This is a genomic window from Enterococcus casseliflavus NBRC 100478, from assembly GCF_001544095.1.
GTDB classification, from domain to species: domain Bacteria; phylum Bacillota; class Bacilli; order Lactobacillales; family Enterococcaceae; genus Enterococcus_D; species Enterococcus_D casseliflavus.
In genome coordinates this window covers 68725-95016 of the sequence record NZ_BCPT01000003.1, presented here as the reverse complement: position 1 = coordinate 95016, position 26292 = coordinate 68725, and the positions used below count along the sequence as shown (strand labels likewise).

The window sequence follows — 26292 nt, the reverse complement described above, 5'->3', positions numbered from 1 at the left end:
TTTGTCTATTCGTAATACTGCTTAGACTACTTGAACTTCGACATCAATGTTGCCGCGAGTGGCCCGAGAATACGGACAAAAATCGTGAGCTTCTTCTGCGATTTTCTCTGCCTCGGCTTTTTCAACGCCTGGTAACGATACTTCTAAAATCACGCCGATTTGGTAACTACCGTCCTCATGCTGATACAAAGACACTCTTGCTTTAACTTCGGATTCGGATTCGATGTTATGCTCTTTCAGCATATGCTGTACGGCACCGTTGAAGCATGAAGCATAGCCTGCGGCAAATAATTGCTCTGGATTGGTCCCTTCACTATGAAGACCTGGCTTGTCGATTTTCAGGTGAAAACTACCGTTTGGTGCTTCGACCTCTCCGACACGTCCGCCTCGATTGATCATCGCTGTTTCATATTGCTTTTTCATTGAACCTCTTCCTTTCTTTTTTTGACCTACTTCAAGTGTAACGACAATTTTCTAATCTGACAAAAGGATTGCTTATGCATCCTTTTAAAAAACAAAAAAGGCAAACCCAGAAACTCTGGATTTGCCTGTCTATTCAAGGTAGTTCCTACCCGAAATAAATGAATGAAAACAATTGCTGAATGGACTAGCCGTTTGAACGTCCTAAGAAGAATGAAACAACAGCAACTACAATAACCGCACCAATAATTGATGGGACGATTGCCATTCCAGCAAGTGATGGACCCCAAGAACCTAAGATCGCTTGTCCAATAGCTGAACCTACTAAACCTGCAACGATGTTGGCGATCCAACCCATTGATCCACCTTTATTTGTGATAGCTCCGGCGATCAAACCGATAATAGCTCCTACGATTAATACCCATAACCAATGCATATTTTTCTCCTTCTTTCTTTTAAGTAGTTATTACACATATTATGTTACGCTTAATCCCCGTTTTAGACAAAAGATTTGCACTCAATTTGCAAAAATAATTTTCAAACCTTGTTATGTTAACGTTTATCAGCACTTCTTAATTATCGTTGTAAGAGCTTTAATTCGTTTTTTTTTAGTATTGGTGCATTTTTTGAAATCGTTTTATTTTGTATTTTGCATCTTATCCGCTAAACTGAGGGAGAACCACTCTTATTTTGTCAGATAATTGGCACTTTTCACTCCTCGATCAGTCCTAGGACTGCTATCTTTTCAGTACATCAGCTATTTTTCATTGGGGGACGTTTCGATCGTTTTCGATTGGAAACGTTTTTTTGAACAAAAATCATTCAATAAAGGAGAGGAACAAAATGAACAAAAAAATAGGGTACTCAGTTTTGTCTTTGGCGGCAGTGATGTTAGGGGTCGCTGGCTGCGGCAGTGGTGACAGTGCCAGCGAGAACAAGCAGATTCGTATGTTCGTTTCTGGAGATACCAGTGAAGGCGGCGCTTATTCGAAAATGGCGGAAAAATACAAGGAAGAAACTGGTGTGACTGTCGAAGTCACCGACGTGCCTTATGCAGACTTGCTGACAAAAATCACCAAAGCTGTTCAAGCGGATGATGCGCCAGAAGTCGTAAGGGTTTCTACTGTTCAACCTGACTGGAATGACTATCTGATGGATCTATCAGACATCGCCAGTGAGGCAAAAACATTGGAATCGATGACGATCAAAGATGAAGCAGATGTCGTCAAAGCACTCCCTTCTGATGTCACTGCCACTGGGTTGTTTATCAATACGGATTTGTTTGACGAAGCTGGTGTGACCTACCCCACTTCGGAAGAGGACATTTGGACTTGGGATGAATTTTTAACTGCGATCAATGAAGTCGTTGAAAAAACCGATGCCAAATACGGCATGGTCATGGACGCGTCGGATCACCGTTTACGGGCTTTCACCTATCAATACGGAGGACAAGATTTCTTTTTAGATGACAGCGGTGATTCTTATACGACCGATGATGCTACGAAAGCGGCTTTGCAAAAATTTGTTGATTTGAACAATGAGGAAGTGATGCCAAAATCGGTTTGGACCTCTGGAGAAGATGCTTCTGCTATGTTCAAGAGCGGCCGTGTTCCAGCTTACTTTTCTGGCAGCTGGCAGATCGTTGATTTTTCTACCAACATCAGCAACTTTAACTGGCAATCCACCTATTCTCCTTATGAAGAGACCCGCGCGGTCAATATGGGCGGCAACTTCATTACTGGCTTCAACAATAGTAAAAACAGTGAAGAAGGCGAAAAATTCATCAAATGGTTGTACGAAGAAGAAAATTTCAAACAGCTTTGTACCTATGCTGGCTACTTACCTGCGGTGGAAGATTTGACGGTCGACTATGAACAAGGCCAGGATGCTTATGAAATCTACAACCAAGAGATCGCAGCCGCTGCTCAACCAATCAGCAGCAAGCAAACTACCGATCAAGTGACGATGAGTATGAAAGGCTACACTGGATTGACAGGGGCTTACCGTGATGCCATCGTGCAAGTATTAAATGATGAAATTACATTAGATGAGGCAATCGACAAGACGATCAAAGATTACAATGATGGGTTTTTGAAGAAATAAACAGACGTTCAACCACAAAGAACCCATAGTCTGGCTTTTTGCAGACTGCGGGTTCTTTGTTGCTGATACGATCGTCGGAGGAGGAATTTTCTGTGAGTACTTTACAAAAAAACAAATGGCCGTTGCTATTCACTGGCGCAAGCATCATTTTGTTCATTATCTTCTTTTTGATTCCAGCACTCTTAGGACTTTATTACTCGTTAACCGACTATAAAGGCTTTGCGACAGCCAATTTTATCGGCTTGGCGAATTATCAAGAATTGTTTCAAGACGCCAGCTTCTATAAAGCACTATTTCGTACATTTCGTTATGTGATCATTCTGGTCCCAAGTATCTATGTCGTTTCTCTCGCCGTCGCTTTGATGTTGAACAGTCAGCTGGCGAGAGGCAAATTTTTCGCAAAGATCATTTTTTTCTTACCATGGACCATCTCTGGGATCATCGCTGGGGTTATCTGGAAATGGCTGTTTGGTGAAAACTTTGGCTTTATCAACTTTATTCTAGAGCAAGCGGGACAACAAACTGTCCCGTGGTTTACCGACTCGAATGCTGCTTTTTCTGTCATTATTTTGGCTGCCATCTGGGGCGGGACTGCCTTTAACATGCTGCAATTTACTGCAGCTTTGAAAAATATCCCTCGCTCATTGTATGAAGCTGCCGAGATCGACGGCGCCAGCTTTGGGCACAAATTACGCTACATCACCTTGCCTATGCTGCGGCCGACTTCCTTTATGGTCATCTTATTGGCTTCGATCGGCGCTATGAAAGAGTTCGCCCTCGTGCAATCGCTGACCAATGGTGGTCCAGGAACCGACAACATGTTGATCGTGCAATATATCTATACGGCTGGGTTTGACAAAATGCGGGTCGGCTATGCCAGTGCTGCCTCCATGGTACTTTTCGTGATTCTTTTACTGTTAGGCTTAGCACAAATGAAGATTGGAGGCGGCAAGAATGACATCTAAGACCATCAAAACCAAACGACCTGTCACAAGAAAGTCAGCGATGTTTTTTTTAACGTTGGCACTGATCATCACTTCCCTGCTGTACCTTTTTCCACTGCTTTGGTTCTTATTGAGTGCCTTTAAACCAGGGACCGAACTATTTGCTTATCCCTTGAAAATCATTCCTGAAAATCCAACCATTCAAAACTTTATTGATGCTTGGACAACATTGGATTTCTTTCGTTACTTCAATAATACGTTGATTTCAGCGGTGGTCACCACTTTATTGACGATCCTAGTCAGCGCCGCCTGTGGCTATGCCTTTGCAAAATATGATGCGAAATGGCTGCGTTTTTTCTTCATCTGTATCATCGCCACCACCATGCTGCCGACGGAAGTTATCATGAACCCAACGTTTTCTGTCATTCGTTCACTAGGCTTATATGATAACTTATTGGGGATCATCATCCCTTCCATCAATACAGCAACAGGTATCTTTATGTTTCGGACCTTTTTCGTCTCCGTTCCTGACGATCTGATTGAATCAGCCCGTATCGATGGCGCTTCGGATGGGATGATCTTTTTGAAAATCATGCTGCCGATTGCCCGACCAATCATTATGACACTGGGGATCTTTTCCTTCCAGTGGCGGTGGAATGATTATATCTGGCCCTTGATCGTCTTGAATGATCCGAAAAAATATACCTTGCAAGTGGCGATCCGCAGCTTGGTGGGCGCGGAAAATATCAATTGGACGATTTTGATCGCTGCCTCGGTAATTTCCATTTTGCCTTTGCTGCTGGTCTTCCTCGCCTTTCAGCGCTGGATTCTCGACAGCAATTTAGACAGCGGACTAAAATAAAAAAAGTGCCTACTGCTTCGTCGCACCTTTCTCCTTTTATGGATGAACGGTGCCACAGAGCAGCGGCGCTTTTTATTTTGAAAAGTCTTTTCGTGACAAGTAGACGGCAGTTAAAATGCCGACTAAAATAGCCAAGCCAAAGACGACAATCGTACCGATCGCATTGTCTTTTCCTGGCAGTCCCCCGGTGTTGATCCCCCATAGCCCCGCGATCAAGGACGGCACTGCCACCACTAATGCCGCAGAATCTAAGTATTTCATCAGATGGTTTAGATTGTTGTCCATCATATCGGAGAACAAGCCACCGATGGTTTCTAACAAGTCGCGATAGATGGTGACCATTTTCATGGCAAATTTCTGCCGCAGCTTGATGTCATAAACGAGTGCTTCATTATCCAAACGATCCAAAAATTCTTTGCGATCCATCAATCGATCGACAGTATGGTTTTGGTCCCGCAAGGTGTGATCAAGATAGACCATATCTCGCTCGGTATCGGCTAAGTTAAACAATTCCTTGTTTTCCGTCGTTTTACGGGCTGCTTGATCCAAATCATCGATTTGCTTCTTCATCTCCTGCAAACCTTTGATGTAATGGGTGTAGATCATCAACGTGGCATAAGCAACAATATCTTCATACCGCTGGATATCTTGCTCATGCTTTTCGATCAATCGTTTGATCAGATTGGATTGTTCAGATACGTAGGTGATCAACAAATCCTTGGTGTAGATAAAAGTCACAGGCTCAAGACGGTCTTCGATCCGATCTTGTGTCACTTCCGACAAATCGATCAAAGTATAGAGAATCGGATGATTTAACTTGGTGTTGCGCAAGTATTCCAAACGTGACACTTCTTCCGGTTCATTGGCGCCAATAAAAATATCTTCAGGCAGTTGATACTTATCTAACAAGTGTCGTTGTTCCTCTGGATCTGTGCCAGAAACCACTAGCCAATTGTAATCCTCCTCCGAAGATTTCCTTATTTTTCGGTCTTCCATTTTGTAATACTGAAACATGGTGACTCGCTCCTTTTCTAATTCTCTCTTAATTTAACTATCTAACGCTTCAGGCTTTTTGTCAAAATAAATGGCTTTTCTTTTCGATGCTTTTTTCATTTTGGCAAAGTGCGTTTTATTAGACGAACCTTTCGATTCATGAGAAACTTTTTATGGGCCCAATAAAAAATTTTAGGAGGAATCGTATGTTTCGTCATCAGAAAGAATTACAGTTTGAAGCTAAGCCAGAAAAACCAAATCCGTTAGTTGCGAAATACCTTCAAGAATTAATCGGTGGACAATATGGAGAGATGAGTGTTGCCATGCAATACTTATTCCAAGGATGGAGCTGCCGTGGGGAAGAAAAATACAAAGACATGTTGATGGATATCGCTACTGAAGAGCTTGGACACGTTGAAATGTTAGCAACGATGGTTGCACGTCTACTGGAAGGTGCGCCTGTGGAAGATCAAGAAGCGGCCATGAAAAAAGACCCAACGATCGGTGCGATCATTTCTGGAATGAATCCGCAACATGCCATCGTTGCAGGCTTAGGACCACGTCCTGCTGATAGCGTTGGCAATCCATGGTCAGGTGCGAATATCATTGCTAGTGGCAACTTACTTGCTGATTTCCGTGCCAACTTAAATGCGGAATCACAAGGTCGTCTGCAAGTAGCACGCATTTATGAAATGATCGATGACCGTGGGGTCAAAGATTTACTTTCGGTCTTATTAGCACGTGATAGCTACCACCAAAATCAATGGGCAGCTGCTGTCAAAGAACTGGAAGAAAATGAAGGAACGATTTTAGTGCCAAGTACTTTTGATCGCAAAAACGAACGCTTAGACATCGCTTATGATTTCTATAACTTCTCAGAAGGCGATCAAAGCAAAGAAGGTCCTTGGGCAAAAGGCAAAGCCCTCGACGGTGAAGGCGAGTATCAATGGTTAGCTGAACCAAAAGTCGAAGGAGAAGCGCCAAAACTCGATCAAGTCACACCTAAGATGTATGGCACACCACCTAAAAAATAACTTGATCAAAAAGAGCAATTGTTTCTGAAACAGAAACCGTTGCTCTTTTTTCTTTGTCTGTTTGAGCAAGTTGGTTACGTTCCTGTCAAAAAAGCGTTAGAGTAGAATGTAGAGAAGAAAAGGAGGAATCATTTTATGAAAGCACCTTTACTGACATTAAACGACGGCAATTTACGCCCCGCAGTGGGCATCGGTACCTATCAGATCCGAGGTGGCGAAGGATTGAGCCAGCTGCAAGCAGCGATCGCCGACGGGTATCGCTTGATCGATTCTTCAACCAATTATGACAATGAAGGCATTGTCGGCAAAGCGATCCGTCGCTCGGGTATCCCACGTTCAGAATTTTATATCACCTCAAAATTACCAGGAAAATACCATGGCTATGATGATGCCCTAACCAGCATTCAAGAATCCCTTGCTCGCATGGGACTCGACTACTTCGATGCCTTTTTGATCCACTGGCCATTACCAAAACGCGGCAAATATGTCGAAGCTTGGCAAGCCTTAGTGACCGCCCAAAAATTAGGCTTGATCCGTTCCATCGGCGTTTCCAATTTTGAACCAGAACATTTGGATGCCATCATTGAAGCAACTGGTGTGACTCCTGCACTAAATCAAATTGAGATCCATCCTTACTGGGTCCAAGAACGAATGGTCGCAGAAAACAAAAAACGCGGCATCGTAACGGAAGCTTGGAGCCCATTAGGTCGTGGCAGCGATGCCCTGAAAGAACCACTGATCACTGAATTAGCTGAAAAATACCAAAAATCAGCTGGTCAAATCATCTTGCGCTGGCATGTGGATCGTGGCATTTTGCCCCTTCCAAAATCAAGAAACCTCGCCCATCAACGAGAAAATCTTGCGATCTTCGACTTTGAACTTACTGAAGATGAAATCAATCAAATCAATCAGTTAAACAAAGCAGACGGCCGCATCGATGGTCAAGACCCAAATGAGTATGAAGAATTTGAATAAACAATTTCAACTGAAAAAAACACCATAGCTATCTCTTGGCAGACAGAACCTCTCAAAAATCAGCGACCAGCTGCTTTTGAGAGGTTTTTATGTAACCAAGGCTCCAGTGGTTAGCTTTGCGTGGATCAAAGTCGTACGATCAAAATATTCTTTTTGGCAGAAATTCCCTTGCTAGCACTTCGATTTTCTTAAAGGTGACAAGCGTCAGCTATGCGTTCATCACAGCTTTTAATCGAATGTCGGTTTCTCGAAAGAAGGTTGTCCTTCACTGTTTCGACACTTAAAGACAACAACGTTTCCCTGTTTTCCTTCAGCTTGAAAGGACTTTCCACATGCCCATCAGTGAACGTTACCCCCAAAACTCGTGTTTCTTGCGAGGAGGTCTTTTTCGGTAAATGAAGATGGCGAAACTCAGAATGCCACAAAATAGACCGGCACCTCCTAGTAGTTTCACGATAGTCGGCAGCCCTCTTAAGCCCATATCTGCCATTGAAGAAACTGTGCCATTTTCATTAATCCTTCCCCAAAATTGGTATATTTGTTGTTCTAAGTGATTTAATCGCCTATCAAGAGGTTTTCTTTCGTATTCAGGAGTTGTGTCATAACGTGGTGTTTTTATGTCTGCCAATACAGCTAAACCTGCTTCTGCAAAAATGTTGGGGTGCTCTGCCAATAGTTTTTGGGCTTTTTTTATCAATTCTCTAGGTGTCCCATCAGCAACCTTTACTCGGAAAAGAGAATAACTAGAAGGATTTCTTTCCAAGCGAATCCCATCTATTGCTGTAATTGTTTCATCAATCTTGTTTTCAATCAGTTTTTTACTAAGGTAAGTCTCTGGAAACGTTTCAGCATTCAAAAAAAGATGTTTCTTCATGCAATTGAAAGCTCAACACATTGTTTTGGTACCTTCTCAAAAACAATCCAGGAACAAAACCAACTCGCACCATTTCAGGTTTTAACTCAAAGGAGCAGTTGACAGATTCTTCCTCACTAGGCAATAAGTCTGATGTGGCTAAAGCTATCTCTTGGATCTTTCCATCAGCGATAAATCCATAGGATTCTGAGATTGACTTCTGTATAATCCTTTCAAGCTCTTCATAAGAAGTTCCCTTCAAACGAATTGTTGCAAAATCATTTTTATCTGGACCGGATAGAAGTTCACCACCAAAATATGAAAGTTCATAAAGCAATTTGTCTAAAACCGTTTCATGGTTTGACCCGAATTCTTGATTAAAGCGCTCCCTATCCAGTTGAAAATGGAGCCGATTGTTAATGAAGGTCACTTCTTCACCGGAATACTCTTCCGTCGTTACATCAGCGATAGTCGGCGACGGTGGTTCGGGATTTTCGGATAACCAAAATGACTGCTCTATGGGATAATAAGTCCTTTTGTTACTACTATCGACGGCGACCAATTCAAATTTACTTTCCTGTTGGTCACTAGAAAGAAAAAGCCTCGCCTCACCAAATGTTCGCTCCGTGAACTTTGGCTCTCCTATCGCTCTTTGATACAAATGCCGATCATATTCACCGTTCACATTGACATAGACTTCTTTCAGCATTTCCCCCTCACTTGGTGTCACTGCATAAATCAATTCAAAAAAGGGAACCATTAGTTCTGAATTGGGAAGTTCCGTGACGATTTCCAACAATGGTTCAGTGAGCGGCTCTGTAGGTTCTGGGGTAATCCTTTCGCTGTTGAGGATGTCGGCTATGACGCCTTGGGACTGGTCGGTTGGTCCTTCGGCTGCTAATACTTGCCAACTGGTCATATGATAGATGGCAAGAGCAAAGAAACACAGACTAAAGATTTTATAGATGGGAAAGATATTTTCAAAAAATTTCTCTTCGGTTGAATTTATTTGCGCAGCGACTTGCATTCACTTTGCTCCTTTCTTCTTTGGAGGTAACAGAATTCTATTAGAATTTAAGAATGGCCAACGAGAATCAGTTTTTACCTGATTGTCTATTACTTTTCCGTCTTTCTGCCCTTTGACAAGCAAAAAGTTCAAATATAAACACAATAAAGCCGATAGAACCAAATCCTATCACTAACGCCATGCTGACAGTCACGCCGTGCCAACCCATACTCGTTAACGACGAAACTGTGCCATTCGGGTTGATGATTGCCCAGATAGGGTAGTTCCGTTCTTCAAAGGTGCTCATAACACGCCATCGTGGTAAATAAACATCTGACACATTATGAAGTTTCTGAATTTCTCTGATTATTAAATTTGCTTCCGAAAATATCTCTGGATAATCAGTTAGTAGTTGCTGCCCTTTTTTTACTAAATTCCTTGGGGTATTTCCTGCAACGCCTACTTCCACATAAGGATAGGAAGGTCGATTTTCTTCTAAACGAACGCCGCCAATCGTTGCAACAGCTTCATCGATTTTTTCTTTTATCAGTGCCTTGCTAAGATAAGTTTCAGGAAACGACTCTGGATTTAAAAAAGCGGATTCCTCATGAAATTTGAACAATATCACATTGTCCTGATACCTTCGGAAAAACAAACCAGGTACCCAGCCGATTTTAAGCATCTCTGGTTTGAATTCTACAGAACGATTGACAGGTTCCTCTGTTTTTGGGAGATGTTCAGCTGCTGCTAAATTGATTTCCTCTCTCCTCCCATTGGCAATCACATCACGCGTGAAAAGATTCAAATCAGAAATAAGTCTGTCCAGTTCCTCATACGAGGTTTGCTTCAACTGGATCACTACTCGATCATTTCTGTCTGGTCCAGCAATCAGTTCCATATCGTAGTAGGAAAATTCATCAAGAACAAAGTCAAGCATCGTTTCGAACCCTTCATCATTTTTTTGCGTATAAGTCTCATGGTTCAATTGGAGATGGAGCCGGTTATTAATAAAGGTCACTTCTTTCCCATAATAATCTTCCGTCGTTACATCAGCGATAGTCGGCGACGGTGGTTCGGGATTTTCGGATAACCAAAATGAATGCTCAATGGGATAATAAGTCATTTTGTTACTGCTATCGACGGCGACCAATTCAAATCGGCTCTCCTGTTCATCGGTAGAAAGAAAGAGACGAGCTTCACCAAATGTTCGCTCTGTGACCTTCGGCTCCCCTATCGCTCTTTGATACAAATGTCGATCGTATTCGCCGTTTACATTGACATAGACTTCTTCCAGCGTTTGCCCCGCACTTGGTGTCACTGCATAAATCAATTCAATAAAGGGAATCATTAATTCTGAATCAGGAAGTTCTGTGACGATTTCCAGCAATGGTTCAGTGAGCGGAACTGTGGGTTCTTTAGTATTCCTTTCGCTGTTAAGGATGGCGGCTAAGGTGCCTTCTATCTGAATTGAATCAGTATCTGAAACTTCGGCTGCTTTTACAGGTAAAACTAAAAAGTGATAGATGGTGAAATAGATAAATAAAATACAAAGAATGATACATAAGGGATCTGCTCTATCAGCCTCTTTCTTATTCATTGCGGTTATGCGTTTATCTGATTGCATTCAATTCACTCCTTACATCTAAGGTTTTCGAAGTTTATGAAAAATGTCCATCAAATGATTATTTCTTCATTAGTTAAAATCAGCTAATTGTTGGAAGTTAGAGATATGGAAGAATTCACCACCTGTTACTCTTACAATGTTGTCTTTTTTCGATCTTCCTCTCTACCTACTCCATAAGCTGCTCCTTTCTAATCAACGGTTTGTAGATTTTTTATTCATTATTTGTTGTCTTGCTGTAGCTCCCAAGCTAATTATACCGAGCGGGAAGTTAAACAACAATCGTTTTGTAGTATTTTATTCATATTTTAGCTAACATTTTATATATTTTTATTTTTAAAGACCATTATTAAGTAAAAATACACAATTCCAGTTTAAGCCTTCTTTGCTTGAATCGCTTTTTCATCCCTATGCTCCGGTCCTTTTCTAACAAGTAACTACAAAAAAGACATTCTCTCGCAAGGAGAAAATGTCTTGAATGGTTTCTTTGACCGTCTTACTTCGCTAAGGAACGACTAACTCTTGACTTACAGCTGATAATGGATCGCTTCTTGGTACTTTTCAAACAGGGATTGGTTCAATTCATCCCCGCCATCTAGGTTCGCTGAATAAAAAATCGGCGGATAGTCGACACCGGCTTCTTTTAGTTTTTGGCAAACTTCAACGATGATCGCATTTAAGATCGTTGCGCCGACTACGGTGGATGTGGGGCCGACTTTTTGTTCGACGTCAGGAATCGTACACGCTGCATCGCCAATCTCCCCATGATTGTCGATGACGATATCCGCCGTTTCAAACAAACGCAAGCCTGAAGTATGGCGGCTGGTGACTGTTTTCGAATAGGTAAGATTCGTTAATGCGATGATCTTGACCCCCTTTTCTTTGGCATGAAGCGCCATATCGATGATAACTGGGTTTCGCCCAGACACCGAATGCAAGATCAGCACATCACCTGCTGTAAAGGGTTGGGTCGCCGCCAAGGCACTACCGTAGCCTTCTAAGCGCTCCATTTTACTAGTGAAGGTGATTGGGCTGCGATCAAGCATCAGTTCTCTTCCAAAGATCGCATTGATGGTCATCATGCCACCTGCTCGATAATACATCTCTTCAGCTAAGATCCCAGCGTGACTTGCGCCAAAAATGTAGATGGCTTTTTTGGTCAAGTTGGCTTGCGTCAGTAATTCAATGGCTTGCTCAATCGCTGGTGCTTCTTTTTCTTCTACAATAGACAATAGTTCTTTTGCTTTTTCAAAGTATTGAAACATTTAAAACCCTCCAAACAGCTTGCCGATCAATTCACCAAGGATGCCCCATAGAGATAAATCGTTCCCACCGAAAATCAAGATCCAGTTTTGAATCGTCGTTGAGAACATCGCTGCAGAGATCCCAACGAGTGCTACCATAACGACAGAAGCTGTGATCGTACCAATAATGGCACCTCGCAAGCCCCCTTGCCCTTCGCCGATCACCGCAGCACCGCCACATTCAAAGAAGCTGGTGATGACTAAAGGAACGATCAAAATGCCAAAGACGTTGGTCGTATTGGCAATGACCACTAAAATCGTTGAGGTGATCATCGCCACGATAAAGCCGATGATTACAGCATTTGGACGATAGTTGAACAAGATGGGCACATCAAAAGCTGGTTTCGCTCCAGGAACGACTTTTTCTGCGATCCCTTGAAAGGCGGGAATGATTTGGTTGATCAATAGACGTACCCCATACAACATGATCAATAGTCCTGCACCGAAGTTCAAGCCAGCATCAACCGCAAACATCACCAAGTTGCCCCCTTCAGGAACTAATACGGGCGCAATCAAACCGATAACGATATTCATCAAAAACATCACTAACGCGCCAGTAATCGATATTTCACGGAAAAACGAGAGATTTTCTGGCACTTTCAAATCTTCCGTCGATTTTTCTTTGTTTCCGACCCGTTTTGCAACAAAGCCTGAAACCAATGACAAGATCCCCGTTGGATGACCGATCAAGAATGAATCATCGCCTGTGGCATCCCACACATATTTACGCATGATCCATGGCATGAAGGACCAGTAACAAGCAGATAGAACCGCCCCTAAAATCAACAATGGGATTCCGGTAAGTCCGCCTTCAACGCCCCCAGCGACGATGACAAATGGGAACCACCACAACATGTGACCGGTGAGGAAAATCGTCTTCACAGGTGTAAAGCGAGCAATCAATAAATGAATGACAAGTCCGAAAAACATCGCTAAACCAACTGTTCCGCCGTATTCTGCCGTAAAGGTGATGTCAGAGAGTCCATCTGACACAGCAACGCCTAATTGGGTTTGAACCGCTGCATTGATCGGTGCGATCGTTCCCACCAACATATTTACCCCAGCCGTCAATGCCACCATCCCGAAGGAAGCTGTTAAGGTTCCTTTGACGACTTCTGCAAAAGGTTTTCTTTGTACCAATAACCCAATCATGGCAATGATCCCCAGTAGGACTGGCGGATTTTTTAAAATATAATCCGTGACAAAATTCATGATTATCCCTCTCTTTCAGCTAAAAATTTTTCCATTTGCTGTTTGACTTCTTCTTTATCCATATACTTTTTGATTGGATAAACGGGTGCTTTCACGGATGCTTTTAACTCATTCAATAATTCATTACTCGTAAAATAAACATCTGCTGGTGTCGCTTTTGCCGTCGATAAATCAGTATTCTCGGCAGTTGCCGTCAACCCTAACTCTTTGATTACCTTGTCGATCGTCATCTTCAATACCATTGAGCTTCCTACACCAAATCCACATACTGCTAAAATTTTCATATCCTTTTCCTCCTATTGGAATAATTGACAAATTTGTTCCCAATCGCCATTTAATATCACGTTGTATTTTTCTTCATCCATAAAGATCGCCATGATCTCTTTCAAGCTTTCTAGATGGCTTTGACTATCTGCGGCGGCTAAGACAAGAAATATCCGCACCGGTTTGCCCTCAAGATCGATGGGCTGTTTCGTTACTAAAAGGCTCATACTTTGTTCCAAAACCCCTTCTCCAGGACGGGCATGCATCAGCGCAAAGTAATCCGCCAACACCATGTAAGGACCATTTTCTTCCACACTTTGAATCATCGCTTCGATGTAAGCTGACGTAATCAGCGCTTCATCCAGCAAGGGCTGGCTGGCTAATTTTACGGCTGAGCGCCAATCTGTCACTGTCTCATCCGTTTGTATATGCTTTTCAGGCAAAGAATCCTTCACTTTCATTCTGATTTAACCTCCAACATTTTTGATAGGAACCATTCTTTGTTTTCGATTCCTTGCATGATCAATTTCATCATTGGTTCCACCTTTTGCGTCTCATCCTCTCGGATCATCAATAAAATAATGATGTCGGCTTTTTGGTTGCCCCATTCTACTGGCTGATCCAAAAGCAAAATCGAGATGGCTGTTTTTTCGACATAATTTGGATTGCCATGAGGGATGGCAAAGCCATTATCTAAATAGGTTGATTGTAGCTGCTCTCTTTCAATGACGGATTGCTGAAACTGCGCTTTTCGTTTTTCATCACTAAAAGGGGTTTGTTCGATCAGAAAATTGATGGCTTCTGTTTTGCTGGCAAATCGCTCGAAAAAGACGGTTGGCTGGATCATCGATTGGGCTTGAAGAAGTAAACCATTTTGATCGACCACCGCCTCATTATCGATGACTAAATCGATGTAGTGATTCATGATCCGCTTCATGTCGCGATTGGTCACCATAGGCGAGATCCGCACCACAGGTTTTTGAATCCCGACAAGATCGATGGTTGAAATAATAAAATCGATCGCCGAGATGTCCATCTGCTTTAATTTTTCAACTGAAACGGTTTCGATACTGTCGATCTCTGGCAGAATGCGACGAATTTTCGCAGAGACAAACGAGCTAGTGCCGACGCCATTGGGACAGACAAAAATGATTTTATTCATGCGGCGCATTCGCTCGATCGCTGCTTGAAAATGGATTGTGACAAATCCGATCTCATCATCAGAGATCCCCACTTGATACGCTTTCAAAAAATCATGGAGCGAGAACCAGACCACGCCATACAAGGCAGGATAGTTTTGCTTGATTTCCTCTAACAAAGGGTTGACGACTGTGGTTTGCGCTTCGATCCGCAACAGCAGTTGATACAGATGGATCGTCACATCTTCTTCCAATCGATTGTCTTGGGTCAAGTCGGTGCCTAAGCCTTCGCTGATTTTTTGAATCAAGTTGCGCACTTTTCCCCGAAAGACGAAAGGAACTTTTTCACTTTTCATAAAAAATTTCAAGCCGCTACCGACAATCAGGTAGGTTAGATATTGCACTTCTTTTGGTGAAAATTGATAAATGTGCTGTTCTTCGATTTCTTTCAGTAGCTCATAGACTAACGGATATTTGTCGAACTCCAAAAACAGTTTCCCCACTTGGCGATTTTCTTCAATCACTAAGTTTTCCGCATGACTCGCCCGTTCGATCAGCAGCACGATGGAAAGGACGATACTTTGGATGTAGCTGTCGGGCATTTCCACTTGTTTTTCCATTAACGCTCGACGAAACGCCTGATTTACTTCCTGGTATTTCGCAGGTTCCACCAACAAGGAAAACGCCGCTGGTTGATCCAGCATCATTAAGCAAAAGCGTTTGAGCACCCGATGGATCTGGGATTCACTTCCTTCAAAAAATGTACCTGAATTATCAAATCTCAGGCGCAAGCTTTCTTTTTGAAACAGTTCTTTTAAATAAGAAATATCTTTTGCAATACTGCTGCGGGAAACGAAATAATCCTCTGCTAACTGCTGATAGCTGAGGTGCTCGCCAGCAATCAACCGTTTAAAAATCAAAATCCTTCGTTCCGATGTCCCCGAATAATTCATTTTCATACGCTCACCCTCTACCTCTATTTTATTGCTACTGTACCAAATTAGAAGGCTAATTGTTAGATTAAAGAATGATTAAAAGGAGTGTACACTTTGATTTTCAAGGCTCCTGCAGGCATTTTATAACAATTTCAAGTCGCTTTTTTTCACAATCTGCCGCCTTTCTCTTATAATTAAGCTAGGATTTATATAGGAGGAGATAACATGAAATGGCGTGGGGGTAGACAAAGCAGAAATGTCGATGATCGAACGGGGCGATCATCTGGCTCAGGCGGGATGCTGGCTGCTGGTGGCGGGATCGGTACGGTGATCATCGCTGTTTTATTTTTCCTGTTTAGCGGTGGTGATTTAAATTCGCTGCCGGATGTCTTGGGTGGCAGCGGTCAAGCAGCCAATTACCAGACAGAAAATGTGGGCACCAGTGAGTACACGGAGGAAAAAGAGTTTTCCGCAGTCGTATTCGGCTATTTAGAAGATTATTGGCAAGACGTTTTTCAAGAGCGGCAAGAAACCTATCAAGACCCGACACTCGTATTATTTACGGGAAGCGTGCAGTCGGCATGCGGCTATGCCACGTCACAGGTTGGTCCGTTTTATTGCCCAGCAGATGAGAATGTGTACCTTGATCTTAGCTTTGCCAATGAGCTTTCCGATAAATATGGCGCAAGCGGCGACTTCGCAATGGCCTATGTCATCGCCCATGAAGTCGGTCATCATGTGCAAAATGAGCTGGGGATCACCCAACAATTGGACAAAATCCGCCAGCAAGTTTCAGAAAAGGAATACAATCAGTACAGCGTTCGTTTGGAACTGCAAGCTGACTACTTAGCTGGTACTTTTGCGAAATACTTGCAAGGCGAAACCTATCAAGGACAACCGATCTTAGAAGCTGGCGACATTCAAGAAGCAATCACAGCTGCCAATGCCATCGGGGATGATACGCTGCAAAAAGAATACCAAGGCTATGTTGTTCCAGATAGTTTTACGCACGGCACATCGCAGCAACGCGTGGACTGGTTTAACCGTGGCTATCGTTATGGTGACTTAGCACATGGCGACACCTTTAATGTCGATAGCCTTGACTTGAGCAAGTAGCTTCAATTAAAAAATCACTCCGAAACAGCATGAACCGCCTGCTGCTTCGGAGTGATTTTAGGTTCTTGTTGCCCCTTCAAGCCTTTTGGTGAAGGGACGCTTTACGCTTTCTTAACTTTCGCAATGATTTTTTCGCAAAAACGTGCCTGCTTCGTCATACTTTTTTCACATTTCGAGACTATTATATAAGCATACCAACAAACAACCCTAACACTTTTTCATTTTTACTCCTTTGCCTGTCAGTCCCCGCTGACAGGCTCTTTTTTGTCTTTTGATTGATATACTCAGACCTGCAAGTCTTTACGCTCATAACGGGAAAAGGTGCCAAAGAAACAGATGATACCGATCAGCAGTACCCAAAGGACTGATGTCGCGCCGTTATCCATGAGTTGGACGGGTAATGCCATCCGCACAGGTGAAAGTCCTGCCAGCCATTCCAATTTATCGTAGAGTTCCCCCACGATGCCGAGCAAATACAGACCGAACACGCAGCCTAAGCCGACGCTGGCGGTTTGTTTGCTGGAACGCAAGATCGTGGATAAAAAGAAACCTAGACAGAGGAAAAAGACTAAGACACCGTACTCGGCAACGAAGATTTTGCTGATTTCTTCTATAAAAGCGGACAGGTCATCTTCAGGTAGTTTGAACAAAGCAAATGAGGCCAGACTACTGCCATAAGCAATCAGCCAAAAGCCAGTCAGCAACAACAATCGAGCGAGGAACTTCCACCCAACGATTTCTCTGCGGCTAATAGGCTGAGCGTATAAATACTCGATCGTTCCTTCTGATTCTTCAGTGATCAGACTGTTCAAGCCTAAAAGCATCCCATAAATACACGCAGCGATAAATAAGTATTGAAAGTAGTACCCGAAAAAGCCTGTCGGGGAAACCAAGCTTGAGGGTCCTGTCAGTTGGATGTTAAAGATGCCTAGTAATTCTGGGCTGAAAGAGCCCAACATCTGGTCTAACGACGTTTTCATTTCTGGCGTGATCATTTGAGGATAGATAGCCGTAAATGCAAAAATGATTGCTGCAAAAAGGATCGCCCAGACTAGCCAGCCTTTGAAGGTATTTTTAAGATCGATTTTCATTAAAGTCATTTTTGAGAACCTCCTTCATACAGGAGCATAAATTGCTGTTCAAGGGTTGGGTGTTCGATCGTGAACTCTTTAATGGCAGGATTGGTTAAAAAATGTGCCAGCTGATTCATGTCCCCTTGATAGAAAAAACGCAAGCTTTGTGATTCCTGAGCAAGAACCTGTACGTTTTCCAAGCCGGCTAATGAGAGGCTACCCTCATTCGTGAGCGTTACAACTTTGCCGAAATTTTCTTCCTCACTCAGTTCTTTCACGGTGATGATCTGTCCTTCACGAATAAAGGCGGTCCGATGGGCATAGGTCTGAATTTCATGCAAATCATGGCTAGATAGAAAAATCGTCATCCCCTGTTTGTTTCTTCTAAGGAGCTCTTCAAACAGCCGTTTTTGGATCAAGGGATCTAAGCCATTGGTCGGCTCATCTAAAATCAACATTCTCGGTTGTGCAATCAAGGCGCTCGCAAGCCCGACTTTTTTCTTGTTCCCTAAAGAAAGTTCTGCGATCGATTTGTTTGGATCAATTTGAAAAAGCTCCATCAACTCCTGAATCTCTTTTTTTGGCTGCTTGACTTGATGAAAATCCGCCGTAAATGCCAGTAGTTCTGCTGTCGTCATTTTTGAATAAAACCGTACATCACTGGAAACATACCCAGTAAACGTTTTGATCTCTTTGGCTGCTTGTTGGCAATCTCGTCCAAAAATCGCCGCCTGTCCTGCATCTGGTTTGATAAAATTCAACAATACTTTGATGGTCGTTGATTTTCCCGCACCATTTGGTCCAATAAAGCCAAAAATCTCTCCTTCTGCCACTTGCAATGATACGTTCTCGATGGCGTACTTCTTGTTGTATTGTTTGCTTAGTCCGTTGATCGTAATGGCATCCATCCTGTCCCCTCCTTGTACTGCTTTGATGCCATCAGTGTAGCCTTATTTGGCGTTTCCGTCAATCAAAGATCTAAAAGGCTTCCGCTGGAATGTTTTACGAAAATCATCAACAGATTGACACACTTCTATTGCTTTCTCTTCCTATTTTTTTCACATTTTCCCGTTACTATAAATACATACCAACAAACAACCCTAACACTTTTTCATTTTTACTCCTATCCCGCCAGTCCCCGCTGGCGGGCTCCTTTTTTTTGCGGCAAAAAAACGCAGACCTAGCAGCAACTGACTTTAGCAAATGTAGCACTCGCTAAAGTCAATTGACTGACTATCCTGCGTTTTTTGGCTCGATCATTTCTGGGACGGATGAATCAATTCTGAATCATCCGTCCCACTTTCATTATTGACAATGCGTCCGTTTTTTTAGTTTTCATGGGGTGATTTGTTAACGAAACGGATTGTAGAAACGTCCGCCATTAAGTACCATCAAGGACAATCCGAGCGCCACGATCAAGCAAACGACAGCAATCGCCAAAAGATCTTTGCCTTGGATCGGCTTAGCTTTCAGCCAGGTACGCTGCTTATGTTTGCCAAACCTTCTTAGCTCCATGGCAGCAGAAATATGGTCGATCCGTTCCAAGCTGGAAAAAATCAAAGGAATCGCGATCGCGACATTGCCTGCCACTCGCTTGCGCAAAGGTGCTTTTTTAGAAAGCTCCACGCCCCGTGCTTGCTGCGCTTTGGCAATGGTCCGAAAATCATCTTGAATATCGGGAATGTAACGCAAAGCCAGTGCGACTGCATAGGCGATCTTGTAGGAAATCCCGATGCGGTTGATGCTGGACGCTAACTCACTAGGATTGGTGGTAAACAGGAAAATCAATCCTGGCGGAATCGTGACAAAATATTTGATCAATAGATTCAACTCATAAAACACTTGCTCTTGGGTCAATGTATACCGACCGATCCCTTCGAAAATCACGTGGCGCGTACCGTAGATCTCCACCCCGTATTCTGGTGCGAAAAGATAGACCGCCACCAAATTCAAAAGCGAAAAGAAGATGATAAATTTTAATACAAAAGCGATATCTCGGTAGCGAATTCCAGCACTGGCAAATAGAAAGACCGAAAACAATGCCAGTCCAATGAGAAAGCGCGTATCATAAGAAATCATCCCGATGACGGATAGCAGCAAAAAACAAATCAGTTTTGCAGCACCGCTTAATTGGTGAATCCACGTTTTGCGGTCAAGATAGCCGATTAGATTACTCTCCATCGTGTCCCTCCTTCTCGCTGGCAATGAAGGCGGCAGTAAAAGCGGCGGGATCTGTCAGCTGGTTAAGGGTCGCCAGTGTATACAAGCTGGTTTCTTTGAGGTTTGCGGCACTCACCACTTGTTTGTCTGCTAAGACAACTTCTGGCGGAGCGTCCAGCAAAATCGTTCCTTTTGTCAAAACGATCGTCCGCTGTGTATACTCCAACATCAAATGCATATCGTGGGTGATCATAACGATCGTTAATCCCCGCTGGTTCAACTCCTGTAAAAATTGCATCATTTCGGTGTAATGGCGATAGTCTTGTCCCGCTGTCGGCTCATCCAATAAAATGAGTTCAGGATCTAAGACGAGGATCGCTGCAATGGCGGCTCGGCGTTTTTGCCCATGACTTAGTGCCGACAATGGCCATGAACGAAACGGATAAAGACCACAAATTTTCAAGGTCTGATGAACTTTTTCTGTAATTTCAGCCTCTGGAACGTTTCGGTTGCGCAAGCCTAAGGCAACTTCGTCAAACAGGAAGTTTTTTGACAGCATTTGATTGCTGTTTTGCAACACATACCCGATTTTTTGCGCTCGTTCTTTGATGGAATCATTGCCCATGTTCGTTCCTTGCCAAAGCAACTTGCCAGAAGTCGGAGTTAAAAAGCCGGTAATCAAATGGGACAAGGTCGATTTTCCTGCGCCATTATGCCCGACCAAACTAATCATTTCTCCTTGATGGATGGTAAAATCCAGTGCTTGCAAAATGGGTTTGCCCACTTGGTAGGAAAACGATAGATTCTTCGCTTCCAACAACGGCGGCTGGTGGCTAGGAAGCGCCGGTTTCGGAAATTTTTCTTGAAACTGAGTCAGTTTTTCGGCAATCTCAGGTGATGCAAATGCTTCTACCGCGACCAAATCAGCAGCGTCGGTCACGGGAACCCCCGCTTTTTTTAAAGCAGCTAAATACAGCGGTTCACGAATGCCGACTTGCTGCAGCATATCCGTTTTTAATAGTTCATTCGGTGTACTGTCGGCAAGGATGCGGCCTTCTTCCATCACGATGATGCGATCGACAGCTGCGGCTAACACTTCTTCTAAGCGATGTTCAATGATGATGGTGGTAAAACGCTTCTCTTGATACAGCTGGTCGATCATTTTGATGGCTTCCACACCTGTTTGCGGATCCAAGTTGGCTAGCGGCTCATCAAACAGTAGAATCGGTGTTTCATCGATCAAAACACCTGCCATTGAAACACGTTGCTTTTGGCCACCCGATAATTCCTGCGGTTTTTTCGCCAAATGATCCATTAAGTCAGTCTTTTCTGCCCAAAAACGCAGCGCCTCTTGCATCACTGCTTGACTGCGCTGATCGTTTTCCAATGAAAACACGATATCTTCTGATACGGTCAAGCCTACAAATTGGCTATCGGTGTCTTGCAGCACCGTGCCGACGGTCAAAGACAGCTCATAGATGGAAGCTTGCCCAAAGGCATTGGTACCGATTGTCAATTCTCCAGTACTACTGCCTTTGTCGTTTTGCGGGATCAAACCGTTCAAACATTTTCCTAATGTACTTTTGCCAGAACCGCTGGCACCGACGATCAGGACTTTTTCTCCTTCATAGATCGTTAGATCGATGTTTTTCAAGGTCGGTTCCGCTTGTGCATCATATTGGAAAGAAAAATTCGTAAATTGAATGATTTTTTGTTTCATTTTTAGCCTTCACACATTTCTTTGGTTAGGATTCCTTACTCAAGCTGCCTTTTTTGGTTTTGGTTTGGGCATAGGCTTTTAGCAGGATCACTCCGATTATCCCAGTTACGACTGCATTGGTCAATCCCGCAATGACTCCTTGCGTAAAGACTTTGTTCGCTGGTTCGCCATAGATCAAAATATCCCCGATCGGGGCAATGATCACCCAGACGACCAAATTTGCGATCGTTTCACCGATCAAGAAGGTCCGAATTTCTTTAGCGCCAAAGGTTCCTTGCTGGATTGGAATCCAACGAGTCAAAAGTCCAAAGAACACCCCTAAGATCCCAGAGGCGGCGATCCAAGACCACCATGGACCATAAGTCGTTAAATCTCCTAGAGCATGACCGATAAAACCTGCTAAACCAGCCACGATCGGACCGTAGACAACGCCTAATAGCGCCAAGAAAGGATAGGCTGTGGCGATATCTGTATTTGGGAAACCCGTCGGAATCGTGACGAAACGTTTTAAGACGAAAAAGACCGCAGCACCGATACCGATTGCAACAATGTGTTTTACTGTAAATTTTGATTGATTCATTTTTCATTTCTCCTTTTTTTAAGGGTAATTTTCCAATTCGTGCCAGTCCCTATTTTATAGTTTTCAGCAAATGAAGCCAAGTTGAGCCCTAAACCGATATTCAGCAAGGAATTGACATATAAGACGGGTTCTTGTTCTGCCACTTGCGCAAAGGAGCGTCCGAAACGCACTTCTTCTTGATAACGCAGGGTATCTTGGTAGTAGATACTGACGAGCAGCGACTCATTGTATTGGACCTGCCATTGCTTAAAGAACGTGTGGGGAATATTCGTCCACAACGAACCAAAGCGGATATCGAGAATATCGATCGTCCCTGTGATCGTTTCAGCTGTTTGGCTTGGCTTTTCAATGGCAAAAACTTGGATCGCTTCTTTAGGTTCAGGTGTTCCTAGCTCTTCAAAGCTGATGGCGCCGCTGGCGAGCCGAGCGGCATTATACATATAAACATCCCGACCATGAAACGTATGGCTTTCGGCTGATCCTGCCAAGCGCTCAGTTGCCTCATTGATCACCCGAAGTTCAGCGATTCCGATATAAGTCGCTAAATAGGTCAGGGTGCCGTTATCTGGTGTCAAAACCAACTGCCCGGTCGCCAGCTTGGCAACCATACTTCGTCGATCAGACCCTACGCCAGGATCGACCACTGAAACAAAGACGGTTCCTGCTGGCCAATAGGTGACGCTTTGTAGCAGGCGATAGCTGGCGTCATGAATGTTGTATGGCTCGATCTCATGAGTCAAATCCGCAATGACCAGCTCTGGTGCCACTTGATAGGCTACCCCGTACATCGCATTGACCGCTCCATCTTGCAAACCAAAATCGGTTTGAACCACTAATTTGTGCATTTTCTCTCCTCCCAACAACCTTTCTCCTTTTCAACAAAACCTTCGCATGAAACAGCTGACCCTACAGACACAAAAAAAGCCCTTAGCCAAAGCTAAGGGCATCACCTGCGGTACCACCTTAATCTGTAAAACCTTCACAGGCCTCACCTCATTCAGTACCCGAAAACACTCGGAGACTGTCGCTTGTTAACGGGGCAACCGTATTTTCCTAATTAGTCAGAAAATCCGCTCCAAAGTCATTTTCAAATCATTTGTTGTCGTTCCTTCTCACCTGCTGGAACTCTCTGCTAGACAACGCCCGTGATTCTACTTTCTTTTTCATCGCGTTTGCATTTTGTTTCATTAAAATTATCAAAGCTTGTGCCTTTTGTCAATTCTCTTTTAAGAAAAAATTCAAACAGAAGCCATAATTTGTCAAAAGATTCACGCAATTTCTAAATTTCACTCGAAAATTCTTCATATTTTCTCGGTATGATACCTGTATACCAACAAACAACCCTAACACTTTTTCATTTTTTACTCCTTCCCGCCAGTCCCCGCTGGCGGGCTCCTTTTTGCCTTCTGACCGTTTTAGATGGTTTCACTTTTTCTTGGCGATTTCTTCTCAGAATTCTGTTTGATTCGTCAACTTTTTTTCACATTTTCCCGCTATTATAAATACATACCAACAAACAACCCTAACACTTTTTCATTTTTACTCCTTCCCGCCAGTCCCCGCTGGCGGGCTCCTTTTTGCCTTCTGACTGTTCTAGATGGTTTCACTTTTTCTTGGCGATTTCTTCTCAGAATTCTGTTTGATTCGTCAACTTTTTTTCACATTTTCCCGCTATTATAAATGCATACCAACGAACAACCCTAACACTTTTTCATTTTTACTCCTTCCCGCCAGTCCCCGCTGGCGGGCTCCTTTTTGTGAGATTGGACTTGATTTTCTTCCTAGAAAGGATTATCTTTATCTTATGCGGAAGTGGCGGAATGGCAGACGCGCACGCTTCAGGCGCGTGTGAGTTTATCTCGTGTGGGTTCAACTCCCATCTTCCGCATTTAGCAGTTCAGCTTTCTGAACTGCTTTTTTTGTTGCAAAACGCGCATGTTCATCGAATAAACATGCGCGTTTCATTCAACTATTTTTCCCCTTATTCACTAACATAGGCGGTGCGGAAAAAGAAATGCGCACCATAAGCTGGGAATTGGATGTCTTTAACATTTGATTTGATCAAATAATTTGAAGCACTTTGGTAAAGAGGGACTTGCGCAGCATCTTGTTCCAACAAAATTTCTTCTGCCGCTTTGTAATCTTCAAAATATTGATCGGGGTCATTGGCATGAACGGTGCGCGCATCTTCCGTCAACGCCGTATATTCTTCATTGACATAGCCGCCGTAATTAAAGGAAGCGCCGTTTTTGTATAAGATAAAGAACATATCCATGTCACTGCTTCCAGCGATCCAGCCAGAAACGGAAAGCTCATAATCACTATTTGCTCTTGATTGATTTAAGCTGGCACGTGGCTGTTTGTTGATGGAGATCGACAAGCCTGGCAAGTTTTCTTGCAGTTGGCTTTGCAAGTACTCCCCGATTTTTTGACCATTGTCATCATCTGTCACTAATAAACGCAGCGTCGTACTTTCACCAATTTCCGCTTGGGCTTTTTCCCACTCTTCCTTGGCAGCCTCTAAATCATACAGATTATAATCACCGCTATATGCTCGAAAATCTTCGCCAGTATTTGGATTCGCAGCTAAGCCAGTAGGGATCAATCCATTTAAAACTTTCGCTCCATCGTTCAACACATTATCCACGAGACTTTCTTTGTCGATCGCCAACGCGATTGCTTTACGCACATGAACATTTGCTAAGGCATCGTTGGCGGTTTTATTGAAGTCTAAGAAAAAGTTCGCCACATCGTTTTGCGTAACTAGTTCTTCATTGTCCCCGTATTGTTGGACGTAGATCCCGCTGATTTTTTGCAAATCAAGGTCGCCGCTTTCAAACAATTGGATCCCCGTATTTTCTTCTTTGATGGTGGAGCCTTTGATTTCCTCCAATTGAACGACATCAGCATCGTAGTATTGGTCGTTTTTCACTAGCGTCCACTCGTCTCCTGTCTGTTGCCAATCGGTTAAAGTAAAGGGACCAGAATACAACAAATCTTCACTTGTCCGGGCATAGGTCTCGCCTTTTTCTTCAACAAAGGCTTGATTTTGCGGTGCCAACCAGCCGATGGAAATCAAGGATAAAAACGAAGGCTGCGGCTGCTCCAACTGTACGATAAAGGTCGCGTCATCTGGGGTTTCCAGACCAATCGTTTCTACGTCTGCATTGCCTTCACGAATGTCTTTACTATTGACTACATTATCCAACAAATAGGCGTTTGGTCCCATCGTTGCTGGATCAACTAACTTTTTCCACGCATAAGCAAAGTCAGCCGAAGTGATCGCTTCGCCATTGCTCCACTTCGCATCGTCTCGCAAAGTAAAGGTATAGGTTTTGCCATCTTCACTGATTTCGACTCCTTCTGCCAAGCCTGGAACTGGTTCACTGTTTTCATCGAAACGGTAGAGCCCTTCGAATAAATGTTGTACGATGGTAAACGTTGCTTTATCCGTCGTTTGGGTCGTATCGAGAGTCGTCAGCTCAGCTGGTAGACTCACCGCAATCGCTTGATTCGGCGCACCGTTAGTTTCAGCCTCTGATCCCTCGGTATTTCCTGTTGTCGTGCAGCCAGAAAGGGTCAACCCAATCACTCCTGCTGCAACCAATAAACGCTTCTTCCAGATCATTTTCATTCTTCCTCCTATGTGATTGCGCAACCAACGCAAGTGTTTTTCATGACAGCAAAAAACGCATTCAACGATAAAAAGAAAAAACCTCATCCCTTTGCTTATCAACTTTGACAAACAAAGGGACGAGATTTTCGTGTTACCACCCTTTTTCGCACCATTCTCACAAATGGCACCTCAACAGTACGCTAAGATACTTGGCACGGTAACGGCTGCTTTCCGTCTGATTTGCGTGAACAAATCAGATCACTCAGAGCTCATCTTCACTTTTTTTCTGCTGCCCTTTCTCACCATCCGGGTTCTCTTCTAACAGATTCCAAAGCTACTCTTCTCTTCATCGTCTTTCTTTT

The 26292-nt window shown here is 43.4% G+C and carries 24 protein-coding genes, 1 tRNA gene and 1 other annotated feature; of the genes, 7 read left to right on the top strand and 18 right to left on the bottom strand.

All coding sequences use genetic code 11. From position 1 onward, the window contains the following. Positions 1-21: 21 nt before the first annotated feature. Together ECA1_RS03685 and ECA1_RS03680 are read right to left on the bottom strand one after the other, a co-directional pair. Entirely contained in the window at positions 22-423 is a 402-nt protein-coding gene (locus ECA1_RS03685) for an Ohr family peroxiredoxin (RefSeq protein WP_005225423.1), read from the bottom strand. Between the two features lie 184 nt (positions 424-607). Continuing rightward, complete coding sequence (locus tag ECA1_RS03680) at positions 608-856, bottom strand: GlsB/YeaQ/YmgE family stress response membrane protein (RefSeq protein WP_005225422.1); 249 nt, start codon at positions 854-856, stop codon at positions 608-610. Between the two features lie 407 nt (positions 857-1263). Here ECA1_RS03680 and ECA1_RS03675 point away from each other — a divergent pair, with 407 nt between their 5' ends. The 3 genes from ECA1_RS03675 to ECA1_RS03665 all read left to right on the top strand — a co-directional run bounded on the left by ECA1_RS03675 (position 1264) and on the right by ECA1_RS03665 (position 4329). Continuing rightward, the gene (locus tag ECA1_RS03675; protein ID WP_060791766.1) at positions 1264-2523 is read left to right on the top strand and encodes an ABC transporter substrate-binding protein; all 1260 of its coding nucleotides are present in this window, start codon (positions 1264-1266) and stop codon (positions 2521-2523) included. Positions 2524-2615: 92 nt separating this feature from the next. After that, positions 2616-3488 carry a carbohydrate ABC transporter permease gene (locus tag ECA1_RS03670; RefSeq protein ID WP_060791765.1) on the top strand — a complete coding sequence of 291 codons (873 nt, stop codon included), beginning with the start codon at positions 2616-2618 and terminating at the stop codon, positions 3486-3488. Next, the gene (locus ECA1_RS03665) at positions 3478-4329 is read left to right on the top strand and encodes a carbohydrate ABC transporter permease (RefSeq protein WP_010747711.1); all 852 of its coding nucleotides are present in this window, start codon (positions 3478-3480) and stop codon (positions 4327-4329) included. Before ECA1_RS03670 ends, ECA1_RS03665 begins: the two co-directional genes overlap by 11 nt. Before the next feature lie 72 nt (positions 4330-4401). On the opposite strand, the gene ECA1_RS03660 is transcribed toward ECA1_RS03665, so the two are convergent. Next, positions 4402-5343 carry a magnesium transporter CorA family protein gene (locus tag ECA1_RS03660; protein ID WP_060791764.1) on the bottom strand — a complete coding sequence of 314 codons (942 nt, stop codon included), beginning with the start codon at positions 5341-5343 and terminating at the stop codon, positions 4402-4404. Between the two features lie 185 nt (positions 5344-5528). On the opposite strand from ECA1_RS03660, the gene ECA1_RS03655 reads away from it, so the two are divergent. After that, positions 5529-6356: a manganese catalase gene (locus tag ECA1_RS03655; RefSeq protein WP_060791763.1), complete on the top strand. Its 828-nt coding sequence runs from the start codon at positions 5529-5531 to the stop codon at positions 6354-6356. Between the two features lie 135 nt (positions 6357-6491). Further along, the gene (locus ECA1_RS03650) at positions 6492-7331 is read left to right on the top strand and encodes an aldo/keto reductase (RefSeq protein WP_016610001.1); all 840 of its coding nucleotides are present in this window, start codon (positions 6492-6494) and stop codon (positions 7329-7331) included. 349 nt (positions 7332-7680) lie between these two features. Here the strand turns inward: ECA1_RS03650 and ECA1_RS17735 are convergent, their stop codons facing one another. The 8 genes from ECA1_RS17735 to ECA1_RS03615 form a co-directional block, all read right to left on the bottom strand. Next, the gene (locus tag ECA1_RS17735; protein ID WP_236596073.1) at positions 7681-8205 is read right to left on the bottom strand and encodes a hypothetical protein; all 525 of its coding nucleotides are present in this window, start codon (positions 8203-8205) and stop codon (positions 7681-7683) included. After that, positions 8177-9211, bottom strand: a complete 1035-nt coding sequence (locus ECA1_RS03645; RefSeq protein ID WP_236596074.1) for a hypothetical protein — start codon at positions 9209-9211, stop codon at positions 8177-8179. Before ECA1_RS03645 ends, ECA1_RS17735 begins: the two co-directional genes overlap by 29 nt. 67 nt (positions 9212-9278) lie before the next feature. Then, positions 9279-10814 carry a hypothetical protein gene (locus ECA1_RS03640; RefSeq protein WP_060791762.1) on the bottom strand — a complete coding sequence of 512 codons (1536 nt, stop codon included), beginning with the start codon at positions 10812-10814 and terminating at the stop codon, positions 9279-9281. A gap of 524 nt (positions 10815-11338) precedes the next feature. Then, a complete protein-coding gene (locus ECA1_RS03635) occupies positions 11339-12076 on the bottom strand; it encodes an SIS domain-containing protein (RefSeq protein WP_005225415.1) in 738 nt (245 codons plus the stop codon). Continuing rightward, positions 12077-13327, bottom strand: a complete 1251-nt coding sequence (gene ulaA / locus ECA1_RS03630) for a PTS ascorbate transporter subunit IIC (RefSeq protein WP_060791761.1) — start codon at positions 13325-13327, stop codon at positions 12077-12079. Between the two features lie 2 nt (positions 13328-13329). Continuing rightward, positions 13330-13611, bottom strand: a complete 282-nt coding sequence (locus ECA1_RS03625; protein WP_005225413.1) for a PTS sugar transporter subunit IIB — start codon at positions 13609-13611, stop codon at positions 13330-13332. Between the two features lie 12 nt (positions 13612-13623). After that, positions 13624-14052: a PTS sugar transporter subunit IIA gene (locus ECA1_RS03620; RefSeq protein WP_010747707.1), complete on the bottom strand. Its 429-nt coding sequence runs from the start codon at positions 14050-14052 to the stop codon at positions 13624-13626. After that, positions 14049-15689: a BglG family transcription antiterminator gene (locus tag ECA1_RS03615; protein WP_060791760.1), complete on the bottom strand. Its 1641-nt coding sequence runs from the start codon at positions 15687-15689 to the stop codon at positions 14049-14051. The genes ECA1_RS03620 and ECA1_RS03615 overlap by 4 nt, the downstream gene beginning before the upstream one ends. A 201-nt stretch (positions 15690-15890) precedes the next feature. On the opposite strand from ECA1_RS03615, the gene ypfJ reads away from it, so the two are divergent. Then, positions 15891-16781: a KPN_02809 family neutral zinc metallopeptidase gene (gene ypfJ, locus ECA1_RS03610; RefSeq protein WP_010747705.1), complete on the top strand. Its 891-nt coding sequence runs from the start codon at positions 15891-15893 to the stop codon at positions 16779-16781. A gap of 284 nt (positions 16782-17065) precedes the next feature. Here the strand turns inward: ypfJ and ECA1_RS03605 are convergent, their stop codons facing one another. The 6 genes from ECA1_RS03605 to ECA1_RS03580 form a co-directional block, all read right to left on the bottom strand. Beyond that, positions 17066-17881 (bottom strand): DUF2705 family protein, encoded by an 816-nt coding sequence (locus ECA1_RS03605; RefSeq protein ID WP_016610651.1) that lies wholly within the window; start codon positions 17879-17881, stop codon positions 17066-17068. Further along, positions 17878-18762: an ABC transporter ATP-binding protein gene (locus ECA1_RS03600; RefSeq protein WP_060791759.1), complete on the bottom strand. Its 885-nt coding sequence runs from the start codon at positions 18760-18762 to the stop codon at positions 17878-17880. The genes ECA1_RS03605 and ECA1_RS03600 overlap by 4 nt, the downstream gene beginning before the upstream one ends. Positions 18763-19204: 442 nt before the next feature. Further along, positions 19205-20035 (bottom strand): energy-coupling factor transporter transmembrane component T family protein, encoded by an 831-nt coding sequence (locus tag ECA1_RS03595; protein ID WP_005225404.1) that lies wholly within the window; start codon positions 20033-20035, stop codon positions 19205-19207. After that, positions 20025-21734, bottom strand: coding sequence for an ABC transporter ATP-binding protein (locus ECA1_RS03590; RefSeq protein ID WP_060791758.1), 1710 nt, complete (start codon positions 21732-21734; stop codon positions 20025-20027). Before ECA1_RS03590 ends, ECA1_RS03595 begins: the two co-directional genes overlap by 11 nt. Positions 21735-21759: 25 nt before the next feature. After that, positions 21760-22314, bottom strand: coding sequence for an ECF-type riboflavin transporter substrate-binding protein (locus ECA1_RS03585; protein WP_005225401.1), 555 nt, complete (start codon positions 22312-22314; stop codon positions 21760-21762). Beyond that, positions 22311-23159 (bottom strand): SAM hydrolase/SAM-dependent halogenase family protein, encoded by an 849-nt coding sequence (locus ECA1_RS03580; protein ID WP_060791757.1) that lies wholly within the window; start codon positions 23157-23159, stop codon positions 22311-22313. Before ECA1_RS03580 ends, ECA1_RS03585 begins: the two co-directional genes overlap by 4 nt. A 91-nt stretch (positions 23160-23250) precedes the next feature. After that, positions 23251-23490: a binding site (T-box leader), on the bottom strand. 630 nt (positions 23491-24120) lie between these two features. On the opposite strand from ECA1_RS03580, the gene ECA1_RS03575 reads away from it, so the two are divergent. Continuing rightward, positions 24121-24202 (top strand) — tRNA-Leu (locus tag ECA1_RS03575). 93 nt (positions 24203-24295) lie between these two features. Here ECA1_RS03575 and ECA1_RS03570 read toward each other — a convergent pair. Continuing rightward, positions 24296-25948, bottom strand: coding sequence for a peptide ABC transporter substrate-binding protein (locus ECA1_RS03570; protein ID WP_060791756.1), 1653 nt, complete (start codon positions 25946-25948; stop codon positions 24296-24298). Between the last annotated feature and the right edge of the window lie 344 nt (positions 25949-26292).